Raw genomic sequence first — 17,230 nt, forward strand, 5'->3', positions numbered from 1 at the left:
TAGCCATCTGTATAAAAATTAAGAATAGAATCCAATCGATGGTTAGTGGAAGAATATTCTTATTAATATAGTTGGTAAATAAGCATGAGACTGGAAAAAAACAGCTCCAAATAAATAGTGTTCTCATGATGTTTTTGTTAATAATTTATAGTTTCTATTATATCATCTAATATAAATAAAATATATTTCATATTAATATATAAATTATAATAATCATGTGATTTCCTTCATGTTGATAGTTGTTTTCATGAAAAAAATATTACCCTCATTTTTTTTGGTAAAAAAGGACTATCTTTCTTTCATGAGTTCTAGAAGAGATTTTCTGAAAAAAGCATCCCTGTTTGCGGGCGCTACAGCGTTAACCAATGTTATTCCTGAATCTATTCAAAAGGCATTGGCCATTGAGGCAGCCCCCGGCTCTACCTATCTTGATGCTGAGCATATTGTGTTTTTGATGCAGGAAAACCGATCGTTCGATCATTGCTTTGGTATGCTTAAAGGTGTTCGTGGATTCAATGACCCGAGGACTTATCGAGGGCCTGATCGTGTACCCGTATGGCATCAAACGATGGATGGCGAAAAAAGTTATGGTCCATTCCATCTGGATATTGAAAATACCCAAGTGACCTGGATGGGCGATCTTCCTCATAGTTGGCGGGATATGGTCATGGCTCGCAATAATGGTAAAATGGATAAATGGCTTCTCGCCAAAAGACCAGGAAATCAAAAATATAGGCATATCCCTTTAACAATGGGTTATTATGAGCGAAAGGATATTCCTTTTTATTATGCTTTTGCAGATGCCTTTACAGTATGTGACCAACATTTCTGTTCTTCTTTAACTGGAACGAGTGCCAATAGATCTTATTTCTGGACTGGTACAGTTCGCGAAAACCCACGGGATCCCAATTCGGTGGCTCATGTGGATAATGGACAGATCAATTACCGAGACCTTACTTGGAAGACTTATCCGGAACGACTTCAAGAGGCCGGTATTTCTTGGAAGGTCTATCAGAATGAACTCAGCCTTCCGGTGGGATTAACTGGGGAAGAAGAAGACTGGTTGGCTAATTTTACCGATAATAACCTCGAATTTCATAAACAGTACCAAGTAAAATTCCATCCCGCTTATCAAGCCTATGCCAAACGTCGGATCACGGAGATCGAGCATGAACTGACCGTTGCGAGATATGCTTCCCAAGAAGCTTATCAGAAAGTTGTTGACCGCTTGAATAATTTCAAAAAAGATGTGGAACAATTTTCCGCGTCGAATTTTGCGAAGCTTTCCAAGGTCGAGCAGGAAATACATGAACGGGCATTTACAACGAATACGAATGATCCGGATTACCATAAATTAGAAAAAATAAGCTATACAGCCAATGGAAAGACCGTTGATGTTCAAGTGCCCAAAGGGGATATCTTCCATCAGTTCAGAAAAGATGTTCAGGATAACAAATTGCCGGCTGTTTCCTGGCTAACGGCGCCATGCCGTTTCTCCGACCATCCGAGTTCGCCATGGTACGGAGCCTGGTATGTATCAGAAACCTTGGATATTCTGACCTCCAATCCGGAGGTATGGAAGAAAACCATTTTTGTATTGACCTACGATGAGAATGATGGGTATTTTGATCATGCCATGCCATTCGTTCCACCATTGAGTAATAAACCGGAAACAGGAAGGGTGGCTAAGGGTGTGGATACGCAGGATGAGTATGTTACAGTGGAGCAGGAACGGATCCGGACAAACAATCCGGAGGCAAGTTTGGAAAGTCCGATTGGACTGGGCTATAGGGTTCCTATGGTTATTGCATCGCCTTGGTCAAAAGGGGGATGGGTGAATTCGGAGGTTTTTGATCATACTTCCAGCCTGCAGTTCATGGAACATTTCTTTGCCAAGAAAACAGGTAAAAAGGTATTGGAAACTAATATCAGTGCCTGGCGAAGGCTGGTATGTGGGGATCTGACCTCTGCTTTCAGACCTATTCCGGAATTGAAAAAACCTGCCATAGACTTTGTGGATCGGAATGCCTATTTAGGACGGATACATGCAGCTAAGGATAAGCAGTTACCAGGGAATTTTGTAGAACAGGATTATAAGTCGATTATAAGGGAATTTCAGCTTGATGGGGTTAAGCATTATGGGTTGGGCACTCAGGAGAAAGGGACTAAATTGGCTAATGCCATCCCCTATGACCTGGATGTAAATCTTCAGGTAGACCTTAGTAAGCAACGCTTAACGATGTTTTTTGAGCTTGCCGGGAAATTAAAAGCCAACAAAAAGATCGGTGTTCCATTGATCGTGACCAATCATACGGTTTACAGGGAGCAGGGAAATTCTTTTCAAGCCTGGAATTTTGCGGTAAAAGCTGGAGAGCAGATGAGCTATAGCTGGGATATGCAGGATTTTCTGGATGGAAGGGTAAGTTTCACGGTGTATGGACCAAACGGATATTTCCGAGAGTTTAAATTGGAATTAAATAAGCTTATACCTAGGATTATAGGTTATCAAGGGAAGGGACAAGTCTGGCATTTGAAGGTTGATGGTGTAAAAGAGGATTTCTTGATCAAGGACTTGGCTTATGGCATGAAAGATACTTTGCATAAGGCAGGGAGAACTAAGGTTTATTCCTTTGATCTGCAGGATAGCCATGGCTGGTATGATTTCTTAGTCCGCCCGATTTCCAATGAACAAATTACTTATAGGTTTGCGGGGCATGTTGATCATGGGAAAAGCAGCCGTACCGATCCTTTAATGGGGAGTTAATCGGTTGAATTGTATTTTACTAGTTTGTTGAATGATTCAGAAAATTCTTTTAATTTAATTATAGTTTTCTCATCATTAATTTCCCCACTGGTATTTACTTTACCTTTTACGCCTGAAATTAGTAATGTAGTTTCCGGATTAAAATTTGTCATTAATGTTTTCATTATCAATTGCAATTCTTCGTGGCCTTTTTCTCCATTTGCTGAGGCCGTGATAATTCCAATTGGCTTTTCCGAAAATACGGTAGTAGAAACACACCACTCTAATACATTTTTTAATCCACTGGGAATGCTAAAAATATATTCGGGCGTACAAAATAAAATTCCATCCGCATTTTCAATATATTTTCTAAATTCTACAATTTCTTTTGGTGTATTTATAATTGACCGTTCAGGATCAAAATGAGGTAAATATTTTAGATCATTATAAATTATATATTTAAAGGATTCCTTATTTAATTGAATTAAATTATTAATAATTTTTTGATTTGATGAGTTTTCACTTGCACTTCCATTTATAACAAAAATATTCCTCATTGTTTTCTTTTAAATAGGTTGATATTTGAATACAATTAGACCTTATACAGACTAAAACATCCGTAATCAGTCCGAACACCTAGATATTCATTGACGAACTTTAACTGGCAGTTTTTGACAATATAGTCCAAGCGGAAGCTATTCAATAATTTCTTGGCTTTAAAATCAAAAACATGTACATTATTTCGTTGTGATAATACCAATTTGGATTGATCAGCATTAAGACAGAACCTGCTCACTTCCTTGCTGTATTCAGGGATTTCTAGGCCAGGGATTGTAATTTGTTGATTATTTATTAGGTCGAAATAAAGCATTCCCCAACTACCATATTGTTCTTGGGCGAGAAGAAGGTCTCCGGATTCAGTAAATTCCATTTTTTCGATCATTTGAAAATCTCCTTTCAAGTGTGCTATTAAATCGCCGTAATCTGCATGAAGGATCGATATTTCTCCAGGTTTATTATGGAATGCAATCTTTTTTCCATCGGGAGATACTACACCAGCAAATGGCGTGTTGCCCTTAATGGTTACTGTCGAATAAGCTTGATCAAAAACTGGGTTATTATCATTGTCCAATGATTTCAATTGTCCGAAACTTGCAAATACTGTTCGATTTGTTCCAACAGAAATAAAGCTGCTTGGGTCTGATTTATTAGCTCCTAAATTCTCAAACTCCTGAGATTCGAGATCGTATGCATATATGAAATGATCGAGGTCGAGGTACAAGGTTTGGTTGCCCTCTTGATAGGCTATTTCCCAAGCTAATTGCTTCGGTAATGGAATGCTTTGAAGTAGGTTTCCTTGCCCATCAATCAATAATAACTGATCTTTCCATATATTCGCTTCCACGACATTCTGATAAACAAATATCCCTTTATCTGTTCCCTGGAAGGATAAACTTCCCGTATACCCACCACCTACATAATAGTGTAAACGGGGTTCGCCAATGTTTGGGTTATCATTCCTTAATACATATCCCTTTTTCAAAGCCTCCCATTCTTTCTTTAGAAAGTTTTTCTGTACCTCCTGCTCGTTCGGGAATTCCTTCTCGGTTCGTTTTAATTTATCAGGTTTTCCGGATTCTGAAATCAAGGTGTTTCCGTAGGTTGAAAGACGGATTATCTTTCCATCTTCGTGGTTTATCAGCTCGTGTACTAGGTTCTCCATAGATATCAGGTATTTGAGGTATAACGTAAATAAATTAAGAATAATTGTAATGATTTGATTATATCATCTTTTTTCTAACAAAAGCCGATTAAATTTGGTTATTACCTTATAAACGCGCATCTATGGCTGAACATAAAACAGAAATCAAAGAATATTTCACGCAACCCATTGATGATCTATTGAAAAAATTCCATGTTGATCAACAGGTTGGCTTAAAATCAGAACAGGTAGAAAAGCTACGTTCAGAATATGGTACAAATGCTTTAAAGGAAAAAGAGAAAAGATCCATATTCGCCATGTTCATTTCCCAATTGAATGATGCGTTGATCTATGTGCTGTTTGCTGCGGTTATCATCACCTTTGTGATGGGTGAATATACCGATGCGATCATTATCTTGATCGTCATTATCATTAATGCTTCCCTTGGTGTCTTTCAGGAATTAAAGGCGAATAATGCGATTGCGGCCTTACAGAAATTGAGCAACCCAAAAGCCATTGTGAAAAGGAACGGGGAGCAATTGGAATTACCTGCGGAAGAATTGGTCCCTGGTGATATTGTCATTTTAGAGGCTGGCCGCTATGTGCCGGCGGATCTCCGGTTGTTGGAGAATGCGAATTTAAAAGTCGATGAATCATCCTTGACCGGAGAATCTGTTCCAGTGGAAAAGGATCTTGATGCCGAGATAAAGGCGGATTATACCGCTATTGGGGATCGTTTGAACATGTCGTTTATGTCGAGCTTGGTTACTTTCGGGCGTGGGACAGGGATAGTCGTTGCAACTGGAAACCAGACCGAAGTTGGAAAGATAGCGAATTACCTAGCGGAGGAGAACAATAGCAAAACCCCATTGGAAATCCGTTTGAACCATCTTGGAAAGACATTGGGAAAATTGGCTGTTGGTATCTGTGTGCTGATTTTTGTGATTTCCTATTTTCAAGGTCGAGATCTTACGGAAATGTTCCTGACTTCCGTTTCTTTAGCGGTTGCTTCCATTCCTGAAGGCTTGGCGGCTATTGTGGCTATTGTTCTTTCGATCGGCGTCACTAAAATGGCGAAACAAAAGGCCATTATCAAAAAACTTCCTGCTGTTGAAACCCTAGGGTCAGTTAATATTGTCTGTTCGGATAAGACGGGGACCTTGACCCAGAATAAGATGACCGTCAAGGAGCTTTTTACTTTTGGGGACAAATTGATTGATGTGGATAGTGAGGATCCGATCCTTCCTGAGGAGCAACTGTTGGTGGAAGGGATGTTCTTGGCCTCCGATGCGACGTTGGATGGGGAGAAGAAAACAGGAGATCCAACAGAGGTGGCCTTATTGGCCTTGGCTGATTCCTGGTCGATCGATCGGAAAGAGATCCATAAACAACAAGAACGGGTGGATGAATTGGCTTTCGATTCGGATCGGAAAATGATGTCGACCTTGCATACGAAGGAAGGTGAGTGGGTGTTATATGCGAAAGGGGCGGTTGATAATTTGATCTTGAAATGTGATCGGGTGATGGAACATGGCGAGATCATCCCTTTTACCGATGCGCATAAGGAATTGGTCGATAAAGCGGTCGATGATATGTCGCATAAAGCATTACGGACCTTGGGATTTGCTTTTAAACCTGTAAAATCTAAAATTTCTCCGGAAGAATTTGAGGAGGATCTGGTATTTGTTGGTGTGGTCGGTATGATCGATCCCCCACGGGAAGAGGTCAAGGATTCCATTCAATCGGCCAAAGAAGCAGGTATTGAAACGATCATGATCACTGGAGACCATAAGCAGACAGCATTTGCCATCGCAAAGGAATTGGGGATTGCGGAGGAGGAAAAACAGGTGGTTACAGGAAAGGAAATCAATTCCTTGTCTGTGGAGGATCTATCCTCGAAGATATCCGATTATAAAGTGTTTGCAAGGGTATCGCCGGAGCATAAGGTCAATATTGTGAAAGCCTTTCAGGCGAATGGAAATATTGTTTCCATGACTGGGGATGGAGTAAATGATGCGCCATCTTTGAATATGGCGGATATTGGTGTGGCGATGGGGATCACGGGGACTGATGTGGCTAAGAATTCTGCGGATATGATATTGGCGGATGATAATTTTTCGACGATTATTTCGGCGATTGAGCAGGGGAGGAATATCTATAATAATATCAAGAAGTCGGTTATATTTTTATTGTCGAGCAATGTGGGAGAGGTTTTGGCGATGTTGGTGGCGATTATTTCCGGAATGCCGATCCCTTTGTTGGCCACGCAGTTGTTATGGATCAATCTGATTACAGATACGCTGCCGGCTGTTGCCTTGGGCATGGATCCTGGGGATAAATCAGTGATGGAGGAGAAACCGAGATCCATTAAAGAGAATTTTTTCTCGCATGGTGCAGGATGGCGGGTGATCTTGGGAGGTGTGCTGATTGGGATTTTAACGATTGTTGCTTTTGTGATCGGCTATTGGGAGCATGATTATTCTGTTTTTGATAAGCAGATTCCGGAGGATATCCATGATTATGCCCGAACCATGGCTTTTTTGACGATCATTGCGTGTCAGTTGTTTTATTCGTTGAGTTTTAGGCATGAGTATAAGTCTATTTTCCAAGTGGGCTTGTTCAGTAATAAGTACTTGATTTTGGCTATTTTGATGGGCTTTGGGTTGCAATTGATTTTACTGTTTATTCCAGTGTTGCGGGATTCTTTTAGGTTGCAATTGGTTAGTCCGAGGGATTGGGGGGTGGTTATTTTGCTGGGATTGGTTCCTTTGATATTAAATGAGGTTATCAAGGTTTTTCAAAGGATGGGAAGGAGATAGGGGTTAATGAAGTTATGGCCGTTGTCATCCTGAGCATCGGCCATTGTCATCCTGAGGATCGGCCTTTGTCATCCTGAGCATCGTCGAAGGATCTCCTGAGCATTGGGCATTGTCATCCTGAGCTTCAGCCTTTGTCATCCTGAGCATCGTCGAAGGATCTATACATATAAAAAAATCCATAAAGAATTCTATACCTTTATTTTATGAACATTAAACTTGAAAAGTTCAATCCTTTAGATTTTGATCTTTATTATTTGTTGGTCAGTGATATCCAGATCATGGCTATGGTTACTGAGCGTGGTTTAACCATCGAAGAAGCAAAATCTGATTTTGATGAAACCATAATAAATAATGAACTAAGAGAAGAATACGGAACGTTCAAAATTTTTGAGCAAGATTCTGGGACTTTCTTGGGTCTAGCCAAATTGGAAATAAAGAAATTGGATGATAAAGAAGCGGAATTAGGCTATTTGCTCTTGCCTGCGTATTGGGGTAGGGGGATTGCTAGTATGGTAAGTAGTATGTTGATTGAGGTAGCATTAAATGATCCTCAAATAGAAGTGTTAACAGCCATTATTGATCCTAAGAATCTTGCCTCAAGAAAAGTTTTGATCAAAAACCAGTTTGAATCCAGGGAGTTTAAGGATTTTGAAGGATTGCCGGGAGAAATATTGGAGCGCAAGTTGAAATATTAATTCTCTGCCCACAATCCCAGTTTATTTTCCCGCGCATATTTCTGTGCTTTCACAAAAAGCTCTTCAAACTTTACATTTGGTGCTACGGTCATTAGGATGCCATTTCCGGATTTAACAATTAATTCATTGACCATTTCTCCGTTTTCCAAATAAACGTATGCTAGGGTTCTATTAAATGGATCAAGTGAATCAACATCAAACTCCAACCTTACTTTTTGATCTTTCAGTAAAGCAGTTAAGAATTCTTTGGATTCCTTGCCATAAAATTGCTTTTTCTTCTTGAAGGCATTACGGCTTTCTGGAGCATCGATTCCGATAAAGCGGATTTTCAATCCTCCGGGTTGTAAATTGTCTATCCAGAAGGTATCTCCATCCACTACTTTTGTCACCTGATAATAAGTGTGTTTTTGAATTCCTTCTTGCTCATTAGATACAAATGCTAAGCCTTCAGATTGTACTTCTCGATGTTTAGAATATTCTGCACTCATTGAAGTACAGGAAATCATTATCTTTAACCCTAAACAGGCAATACAGGTGTAGTTAATAAGTCTTTTGATCATAGATAGTGCAAAATACAAAGATAAATCTTGGTATTAAGATTATTATATGGGAAACCTTAAAATGAGGATATTAATAAATATGAATAATGGGAGTTTTTTAGAACTAATCAATGATTTAATGCTTAAGATTAATCTTAACGTTTATTGTCTATTTTCTTGGGCTTGTTTCTATGCTCATACTTCAAAATATGTTTGAATTAGGGGTGTAATCGTGGTTTAAGTAGGCATAAAGCAGGGTTAAAGTATGGGGCAGGTATATAAACCATACATTTTACATACTTTTAGTATACTTTCAGTATGCTTTTACACCGAAGGGTTAATTTTTATAAAACATAACCTTAATATATTTTCGAAAATGGATTGGACCATAGGTATTAGCCTTGGAGCTGGTAAATAAATTGGAAAATTCGTGTAAAAAAAGAACGAGGCCAAACATCTGCATTTTTTTTGCTTAATCTTTGTCTCTTTTTGAAACTTACAAATTTAAATGTTTTTCAATTTTTTGTTAATAAATGCTTCTAGTTTCGATTTATCAGGGAGTTGTAGCTGGTATTTGCTTAAAAAAATATTTAAATCACCATTAGCAATAGAATATTCTACCAATGCTTTGTTCTGGTTGGTTAAGATCAAAATACCGACAGGCGGATTGTCATTACTTTCCTGGATATTCTTCTTTTAGATAAATTAGTGTGAGATTCATCCCATTCTTTTTTATTTGCTATCCACATTATATTTTGACGTTCAGGTTCAATCCCTCTTATATTCCACAACAGTTTGTAATTTCCAAAAAGCTAAAGTTTAGAATTTCAAACTTCTACAATTAGTTAATAAGGATTTTACCAAATATGGAGAATTTATCACTATCCATCAAGTGAAAAATCGCACAGATCCTAATCAATTGTTGAATAAGCGCCCCTTATAAAAACTTTACTGGATGGAAAATTACTTTATCAAAATTTGGTCCTTCCCCAATTATTTTTTGGGAATATTTATTACCATTAATATCTTGAAAATCCAACTTTATTATTTGTGAAAAAAGTTTCATTACAGAGTTATATTCTCTAAGACTTTCAAATTCTTCGGATATTTTCGGTGCTTTAGGTTTAACTTTTGCTCTTATTATTATTTCTTCTCCTATTTCCAAGTTCTCAAAAAATAATTGGCTGTCTTTTGTATGCCTTAAATCATAAATATTATACGTTGGAGAAAGATCAAACTTAAAGTTAGATTATATACTTCATTCTTATTAAATTGAATTGATAATGGGGAAAGTTCTTTTTTTTTTGAGTTAATTCGGTCAAATATCCAACTTTTATATCTGTCTTTAAGATTGGCATAGTTGCGATTCTCAGAGCTTTTGATTGGAGCTTGATCATCTTGTTTGTACGAAACAAGTTTACAATGAGAAAATATATTCCTATTATAGCTGCTGTCGCTTGAGCAATATTAGTCCAATCAGATAGTTTTAATTCGTTCATAATAAGTTAAAAACAACTTTATCAAATATGTAGGTTTTAACGTAACATCGCAAATGAATTGAATTGACCAATTCGCTAAATATAAAAAAGACAACAATATGTTTGAAATATCTTGACCTTAACCCTGTATCGAATAATAATTTAGTGTATTTACTTTTTTAACTCTATACGAAGATGTGATTATTTTCCCCAAATAACACCGAATTAGAATGTGTATGTTATTCTATTTTAATCATAATAAAACGCAGGGTTGCATTTTGGGTGTCAAAAATGTAGCCATTGATTTCGCTCGTGTAACCGCAACTCTAAGCACAAGTTTATCTTGCTCAATCCTTTTAACGTCTGGATTCACTATAGGATTGTATAGCTCTTCCCATATGATCACTTCATCAAATTCCTTTCCCTTAGATTTATGAAGGTTCATAACGAATATTCCTTTCAACGTTCTATTAGTCATAGCAAAGTGCTCCTGCGTTAAAGCTGCATCCACAAGTTTTGATGCCTCTGGATATGCTTGATAGTTCCGCCATTGATCTGATAGCCCTTCCGAAAGTACAGCTCCCTTATTCAACAATCTTAAAAATCGGGAATCCTCAAATACATTCTTTAAAACCTCATGTTTTGAATCTCTAAAAAGGTTTCTCACAGAGATCCAATCTTTCTCCGGAACGCCCGACAGAGATACTTTGCTCCGTTGATCTATAATGTTCATTATTTCTGCGATAAGCAATTTTCTTTTACTGCCCACAACTTTTTTCTCCGGCTTATAACCTTCAAGAAACTGCGCCTGCTGTATATCCTGTATACTAACTTTCGTACCTTTTCTCCCTTTAATGTGTTGGCACAATAAATTGATTAACCCAGCATGATCTTTCCTAGGATTCGGTTCTAAAACCTTAGCGATAATACCTGCAGACAATGATGGCCCTTCTGGATCAATTATAACTTCATGCGATAATCGATGTGAAGTAAGATAGGAGGACACTTTAAGGGTATCACTTTTCCTTTTAACCAATATAGCTAATGACCAATCGCCACCTTTACCAATGGTCTTCTTTCTGTTAAATGCTTGTTTTAAAGCATTTAATAAGGGTAGCTTTGGGTCTGACCTATAAAAATTATATGTAATCACCTTTACATTTTTATATTTTTTGCCCCTATTCATGCCTGTTAAAATATCGTCGCCAAATTGCACAATATCTAATCCTGTACTGCGATTATTTTCTAGTCCCAAGTCTAACCTATGACCACCAAAGTGACTGACGAATTCTGGAACGCGGGTTACTGAAGCACCGCGGAACTCGAAAATTCTCTGATTCAGGTCTGCTAACGCGATTATCTTGGAATACTTCCCCAGTTGCTTTATGATCTCCCATTCATGTGTATCAGTATCTTGAAATTCATCCACTATAATATATGGATATTTGCTGGATAGTTGTCTGCAAATTTTATCAGAACGGGAAAGCAATTCTGATACTAGTTCGCCAAAAAGATCAAAACATATGATTCCATTGTTATTTAAAAGGTCATACTTATACTTTTGTACTTCGGCATCGTTATTTATACCTGCAATGCTTGCAGAAAAATTTGGAGGAGTAATTAATCGAAAGAATCGATGTGTCCGTAGTAAATATCCATAGGATTGAATTAATGACCAGGTAAAACCGTGATATGTGTTAATCTCCAAATGATGCTTGTCATCCTTTGTAATAATATCATGTGCCTGCTCCTCTATTCTCGATATTGTTGCCCGGGCAAAACTTAGAAAAAGCACCTTCTGATGCATTTTCAGCAATCCGCTACGCGAAATCACTTGGGCTTTAAGAAGAGCCAAAGTAGTTTTTCCAGCGCCGGGACCACCCTCGACAAGGATATGTCCCGGATAATCTAACATATCTTGCCTGCGTTCGCATATTTTCATAACATGTGCGTTATAGAATGTCTAACGATTCTTTTATGTTGGCTAACGTCTTTCGTAGCGATTTTGGCACTTGTCTTGTTTCGTAACAAAGAGCAATCAATTCTGACGATCCACGGCCAGACTTTGATTTTTTAAAGTAGTTTAAAAGAGCCTTTTTTATTGATTCAATATCTTCTTCATTTTCTGCCAATTTTATGTGATTAGGCCATTCACCGTCAATTTGAAGTTGCTTATAGAATTGGGTTATAATAGCTTCATCGGTCTCTCTCAATAACATAGATTCGATACCTTTGAAGGGAATTTCGTACGCACGATCAACACTTTCGACAATTTTTTGCAATGCATCTTCAGTTTGCTTATCGAATACTGCAAAGACGATCTTTCCCTGCTTCCTGAAATAATCGCCGTATAGAGGAATAGAATTTTCTGACCCTGCATTAAAAATTGACACTCCCATCGCTTCAAGGGAACTATATTTAGTAGGTTGCAGTTCGCTTAGGCGTCTTGCTGCCGCAGGATATAAAATCATTTCTGTATCTCCTTCCGCAACTAATATCCTCTTTGCTAGCAAAGCCTCAGAAAATCCTGATCGGAATTGTGCGTTATAATTTTTGGGGCGTATATGCTTTGGAAAGGTCATGAATTCACTTTTTTGAACGCCCTTTTTATTTCTTGTCAGCAAAATGATTTGACTAGGTGAAAATTCTTCCAAGACGAAAGGTGAATGCGATGTGAAAATTGCTTGTGTAGATTTTTGCCGTATATGATGAATGATACGCTTTTGTGTATAGGGAGGAATAGCAATCTCTGGTTCTTCCATTGCAAAAATGACTGTTTTTTTCGCCTCAGCTATCATCGAGAGAAGTGCTAATACCATTGTATTTACTGTCCCTGTACCCTGGTGATGAAATGGCGCGTGGTAACCATCTTTACCCGTAGCAAGGAAAACCGTCAAGGTCTTCCTCAAATGTTCGCGTGTAAGATCTGAGACTCTTAGAATAGGAGCTTCACCCCAATCAGCAGGAACAAATTCTTTTAAAGCGCTTTGCACGTCAGATAAAACTTCTGAAATCCCTAAAGTTGGATCTGCAGCAACCTGCACTTTTCGAAGATCATCCAAAACACTTTCCCACATTTTGGGGCGAAGTTCTTTTATTCTTAAAATAATATCCAGCAGAGAACCCCGTTCCATACTCAATGCTCTCGATCCGGTACGCAGTGCCCGCAAATAAAGAAAACCACACTCGCGCTTATCCATCTTTGAAAATTTTGCAAAAGTTTCGTCAGCTCGTTGGGGAGAACAGAAATATGTTTCACCTTTAAAATCGTCTTCGTCCTCATCATAAGAACCAATGAATTTAACCCTTAATGCTGCGATAACATTTTCGTCGTCAACATCATCGATTTCACCTTCACTCAATAACATACAGTCCTTTTGATTCCAATATTCGATATTGTTATTAAACCTTCGTTTCTGCTCATCCTCGAGGTCAATCAACAATACTTCAATATTTATCTGAGGGGCTTGCTCTTCCGCTGTACACATATAAACACCATTGTAAAAATCATGCTCATCGATCACCGGCGTTCTATTGAGGCGGTCCGGACCTAGGACAAGGTCAATAGCTTCAAATACTGTTGACTTTCCAGCATTGTTATCACCTATTATTACACTGTGACCATTGAAGAAAATTTTAGAGGAGCTGATGCCCCTAAAATTTTGTATTTCGACGTAAGCTATTTTCATTTTTTACAACTGAGGGGATAATTCATTATTCAATTCGATTATATTCAATTTAGTGTTTTTCGTTTATTATGAGTTTATTATAACCTAAAAATACGTATTATCTCCATAACAATTTGCGGGAACCCGTAATTAACTATAATGAGGCGGAATCTTATTGTATTCCCATAATAATTTTGTGATTCCTCAGGTATCTCCAATAAATATTCATTAAACTTTTTTAATATTATAGCGAGGTGACAACTTGTCAATCAATGACTTTTTTATACTTCATTATTTCAAGATGAAGCGAACAAACAGAAAAGGAAGATCGGTCAAAATACTTCTAATAATGAGCAAAAAAAACACAAAATGTTGAAAATCAAGATAATTTCCTTGGATTTATAACTGAAATTAAGGTTGAGATAATCATTATGAGACAGTACATGGAAGCGATAGGATACATAAGAAAAAGCACTAAAGACCAATCCCCAAACTCAACCCCGTACCTTCCAGAATAGAACCCCGGCCTGGGCAAGGTCCGAACCCTCACTACGCAAAAAAGCTCCAATCTTGCGATTGAAGCTTTTTATGCGGAGAGTGAGGGATTCGAACCCCCGAACCTGTGACAGTTAACGGTTTTCAAGACCGCCGCATTCGACCACTCTGCCAACTCTCCGCGACAAAAGTACAAATTCTGACTTATTCTCCAAACAAAAAATGAAATTATTAATCCTATAATGTTCGATTTTGGCTTAATAGAGCTGATTTTTAGCTTATTAAAGAATGAAATATCTTTTTAATTTTTCCACAATTAAAGAAACCATAGCTAAAAATCAAACCAAGGCAACGCAATTATCGAAAATATGGTTATTAAACAAAAAAATATGTAATTGTGATGCAATCAGTTAAACATCTACTACCAAAAAAAAGACAATTTATTTTGCATTTAAACTGTAAAGAGCTACTTTTGCATTACAAAATCAGCGCCAATAGCTCAGCTGGATAGAGCAACGGTTTTCTAAACCGTAGGTCTTAGGTTCGAACCCTAATTGGCGTACTGCTTTTAAAGCCGGAATCTTTGATCCCGGCTTTTTTTATGCCAAATTTTGGTATCTTTCTAAAAGATCTCACAAAACACATAAAACCTATGATGTATTTCCTATATTATATTTCGTCCATTCTCCTGATCCTTATCTTTTTGTTTATTTCAGGATTACATATTTATTGGGCATTTGGAGGGAGTTGGGGGAGTTCAGCCGTATTCCCAACAAAGGACGATACCATCGAGCCTAAAATGCCTGGCCCCGTACCAACCCTTATAGTCGCACTCGGTCTTTTTGGTTTTGCACTGATCATACTTTTGAATATAATTGATCATAACCTTCCTTTATGGGTTGATAATATATGTAAATATGGTATTCTGGCAATCATCGGTATTTTCCTGCTTCGGGCGATTGGGGATTTCCGATATGTAGGGCTGTTTAAAAAATATAGAAAAACAAAATTTGGAATAAATGATAGCAAATATTACACACCACTTTGCTTGTTCATTGCATTTTTGGGGATCATATTATTTTACTCAAGCACGGTCGTTAAACTATATGAATTTATCAAAGAAGCTTTCTAAACATAATCTCTTAATCTCCTTATTTCAAAACAAGGTTTATAAAAACAATTCCTTAATAAGGATATAACATCCCATTGCCAACACAAACCATCCGAAAGCAGATTTAAGCTTATTTCCCTCAATTTTCTTAGATAGATAGATTCCAATAAAAATTCCAAGAACGGATAATCCGGAAAAAGTTAACAACATCCACCAATCAATAACTTCATTTCCCTGCAAAACTCCCATAAATCCCAACAATGAATTTGCTGCTATGATAAACAAGGAAGTTCCTACAGCTGTTTTCATTGGCATTTTAGCAAATAATAGCAATGCCGGAATAATCAAAAATCCACCTCCAGCACCTACTAATCCGGTTAACATACCTACTAAAGTACCTTGCAATAAGATCATGGGATAATTATAAACTATTTTTTCAGCGTCAGCATCTTGACAATGTGGGCAGGGACGAATCATCGATATCGAAGCGAATACCATTACGATCGCAAAGAGCACCATCAATGCAATGGGTTTGCTGAATTGAAAATTTCCAATGGTAAATAACACTTCTGGAATTAAAGGCAAAAGATAGGCCCGTGTCAAATAAACTACGGCTATGGATGGGATTCCAAAAACCAACACGGTTTTGAAGTCTACTTTTTTCTGAAGAGCTCGCTGTATCCCACCTGCCAAGGAAGTGGATCCGACCACAAATAAGGAATAAGCAGTAGCCAGAACAGGATTGACTCCCATAATATAAACCATAATTGGAACGGTCAGGATGGAGCCCCCGCTGCCGATCAACCCTAATGAAATCCCCACAAAAATTGCCAATACATATCCAATTATAATAGTCACCATTCGTTTATCAATTATATAAAAGACAAAATTATGCGACCGCCGACTGGAAAGAGGTAACAAATGTTACCTATATTTGCAATTAGAGAATATTGAAATGAAAACATTAAAAAATGATCCTCCTGAATGTACCGGTAATCTTTTGGCCATGCGCGATACCTTGGAAATTCTTGGTGGAAAATGGAAACTTTTGATACTACATTATTTAATGACCCGCGATAAGCAGGTGAATACCTTTAAAAAAATGCAGCGGGAGATCATCGGCATATCTGCTAAAATGTTGACCAAGGAATTAAAGGACCTGGAAGTAAATCACCTGGTATTACGTGAACAATTGGATACGCGGCCGGTTACCGTTCAATACTCTATTACCGAATATGGCCGAAGTACAAAGGAACTTATCGAGAATCTGGTGAACTGGGGAACTTCCCACCGGATCAAATTATTGCATGGAACACCATAAGTTTTAAATTTCTCGCCACTTAGACTATCGTTTTTCCAATCGGTAAAAATTTCTTTGGAATTTTTACCGAAAACTTACCTGTTTTTACCGAGAACTCCTCTCGATTAGCCTATTCTGCCTGCCTGCGCTTTATTTCTTGACCTACCTTTGAGATATCAAATAAGAAATAAAATATTTAAAAACATTAAAAACATAAAGCCATGACAACTCTAGTAAAAACTTTCGCATTAGCAGGATTATTATTAACTTCTTCCGTTAGCCTATTCGCTTCAGAAGGAAAAGCGCCTAAATCTTCCGAAAAGGAATTGAACAAATCAAACGTTGAAAATGTAGTTGATGCTTATATCAACGGAACAGTAAAAGGGGAGACCACTTACTTGAACCAACTATTCGACAACAGTTTTACCCAACGCACGCAATCAAACCCTACACAAGAGCCAATCGGAAAATCTGCCTACATCAAACACCTGAAAAATCTTGACGGTATTACTTACCAATGTGAGGTAGATTATCAGATGTTGGAAAAATCAGATAACTACAGTTTAGCAAAAGTAACCTTGGATTTCGAAAACTTTACCCGGACAGATTATGTTACCATGATCCAAGGTAAAAACGGATGGTCGGTGAAAGAAGTAAATTCCGTATTCAAAAACAAATAG

Annotated in this window: 14 protein-coding genes and 2 tRNA genes; 7 read left to right on the forward strand and 9 right to left on the reverse strand. The window is 37.7% G+C overall.

What is annotated here, in order from left to right; all coding sequences use genetic code 11:
• Nucleotides 1–301 precede the first annotated feature (301 nt).
• On the forward strand, nucleotides 302–2,764 hold the full coding sequence (locus tag E3D81_RS13565) for a phosphocholine-specific phospholipase C (RefSeq protein ID WP_134777791.1): 2,463 nt from the start codon (nucleotides 302–304) through the stop codon (nucleotides 2,762–2,764).
• On the opposite strand, the gene E3D81_RS13570 is transcribed toward E3D81_RS13565, so the two are convergent.
• Together E3D81_RS13570 and E3D81_RS13575 are read right to left on the reverse strand one after the other, a co-directional pair.
• On the reverse strand, nucleotides 2,761–3,300 hold the full coding sequence (locus tag E3D81_RS13570) for an NADPH-dependent FMN reductase (protein WP_134777792.1): 540 nt from the start codon (nucleotides 3,298–3,300) through the stop codon (nucleotides 2,761–2,763). The genes E3D81_RS13565 and E3D81_RS13570 overlap by 4 nt on opposite strands.
• A gap of 35 nt (nucleotides 3,301–3,335) precedes the next feature.
• On the reverse strand, nucleotides 3,336–4,466 hold the full coding sequence (locus tag E3D81_RS13575) for a hypothetical protein (RefSeq protein ID WP_134777793.1): 1,131 nt from the start codon (nucleotides 4,464–4,466) through the stop codon (nucleotides 3,336–3,338).
• A gap of 122 nt (nucleotides 4,467–4,588) precedes the next feature.
• Here E3D81_RS13575 and E3D81_RS13580 point away from each other — a divergent pair, with 122 nt between their 5' ends.
• Nucleotides 4,589–7,264: a cation-translocating P-type ATPase gene (locus E3D81_RS13580; RefSeq protein ID WP_134777794.1), complete on the forward strand. Its 2,676-nt coding sequence runs from the start codon at nucleotides 4,589–4,591 to the stop codon at nucleotides 7,262–7,264.
• 203 nt (nucleotides 7,265–7,467) lie between these two features.
• On the forward strand, nucleotides 7,468–7,959 hold the full coding sequence (locus E3D81_RS13585; RefSeq protein ID WP_134777795.1) for a GNAT family N-acetyltransferase: 492 nt from the start codon (nucleotides 7,468–7,470) through the stop codon (nucleotides 7,957–7,959).
• On the opposite strand, the gene E3D81_RS13590 is transcribed toward E3D81_RS13585, so the two are convergent.
• From E3D81_RS13590 to E3D81_RS13615, 6 genes are all read right to left on the reverse strand, one after another.
• The gene (locus tag E3D81_RS13590) at nucleotides 7,956–8,519 is read right to left on the reverse strand and encodes a thermonuclease family protein (protein ID WP_209023069.1); all 564 of its coding nucleotides are present in this window, start codon (nucleotides 8,517–8,519) and stop codon (nucleotides 7,956–7,958) included. The genes E3D81_RS13585 and E3D81_RS13590 overlap by 4 nt on opposite strands.
• Nucleotides 8,520–9,002: 483 nt before the next feature.
• Nucleotides 9,003–9,185, reverse strand: a complete 183-nt coding sequence (locus E3D81_RS17645) for a PDDEXK nuclease domain-containing protein (RefSeq protein WP_134778450.1) — start codon at nucleotides 9,183–9,185, stop codon at nucleotides 9,003–9,005.
• 250 nt (nucleotides 9,186–9,435) lie between these two features.
• A complete protein-coding gene (locus E3D81_RS13600; RefSeq protein WP_134777797.1) occupies nucleotides 9,436–9,663 on the reverse strand; it encodes a hypothetical protein in 228 nt (75 codons plus the stop codon).
• Between the two features lie 566 nt (nucleotides 9,664–10,229).
• Entirely contained in the window at nucleotides 10,230–11,918 is a 1,689-nt protein-coding gene (locus E3D81_RS13605) for a UvrD-helicase domain-containing protein (protein ID WP_134777798.1), read from the reverse strand.
• A 10-nt stretch (nucleotides 11,919–11,928) separates the two neighbouring features.
• Nucleotides 11,929–13,665, reverse strand: a complete 1,737-nt coding sequence (locus E3D81_RS13610) for an ATP-dependent nuclease (RefSeq protein ID WP_134777799.1) — start codon at nucleotides 13,663–13,665, stop codon at nucleotides 11,929–11,931.
• Nucleotides 13,666–14,235: 570 nt separating this feature from the next.
• Nucleotides 14,236–14,320 (reverse strand) — tRNA-Ser (locus E3D81_RS13615).
• A 307-nt stretch (nucleotides 14,321–14,627) separates the two neighbouring features.
• Between E3D81_RS13615 and E3D81_RS13620 the strand changes: the two genes are divergently transcribed.
• Nucleotides 14,628–14,701 (forward strand) — tRNA-Arg (locus tag E3D81_RS13620).
• Between the two features lie 141 nt (nucleotides 14,702–14,842).
• Nucleotides 14,843–15,271, forward strand: a complete 429-nt coding sequence (locus E3D81_RS13625) for a DUF3995 domain-containing protein (protein ID WP_209023070.1) — start codon at nucleotides 14,843–14,845, stop codon at nucleotides 15,269–15,271.
• Nucleotides 15,272–15,307: 36 nt separating this feature from the next.
• On the opposite strand, the gene E3D81_RS13630 is transcribed toward E3D81_RS13625, so the two are convergent.
• Entirely contained in the window at nucleotides 15,308–16,111 is an 804-nt protein-coding gene (locus E3D81_RS13630) for a sulfite exporter TauE/SafE family protein (RefSeq protein WP_134777800.1), read from the reverse strand.
• A 94-nt stretch (nucleotides 16,112–16,205) separates the two neighbouring features.
• Between E3D81_RS13630 and E3D81_RS13635 the strand changes: the two genes are divergently transcribed.
• The gene (locus E3D81_RS13635; RefSeq protein ID WP_134777801.1) at nucleotides 16,206–16,571 is read left to right on the forward strand and encodes a winged helix-turn-helix transcriptional regulator; all 366 of its coding nucleotides are present in this window, start codon (nucleotides 16,206–16,208) and stop codon (nucleotides 16,569–16,571) included.
• Between the two features lie 200 nt (nucleotides 16,572–16,771).
• Nucleotides 16,772–17,230, forward strand: coding sequence for a nuclear transport factor 2 family protein (locus E3D81_RS13640; protein WP_134777802.1), 459 nt, complete (start codon nucleotides 16,772–16,774; stop codon nucleotides 17,228–17,230).

The sequence above is a fragment of the Sphingobacterium sp. CZ-2 genome (assembly GCF_004526235.1).
In the GTDB taxonomy this organism is placed as follows: domain Bacteria; phylum Bacteroidota; class Bacteroidia; order Sphingobacteriales; family Sphingobacteriaceae; genus Sphingobacterium; species Sphingobacterium tenebrionis.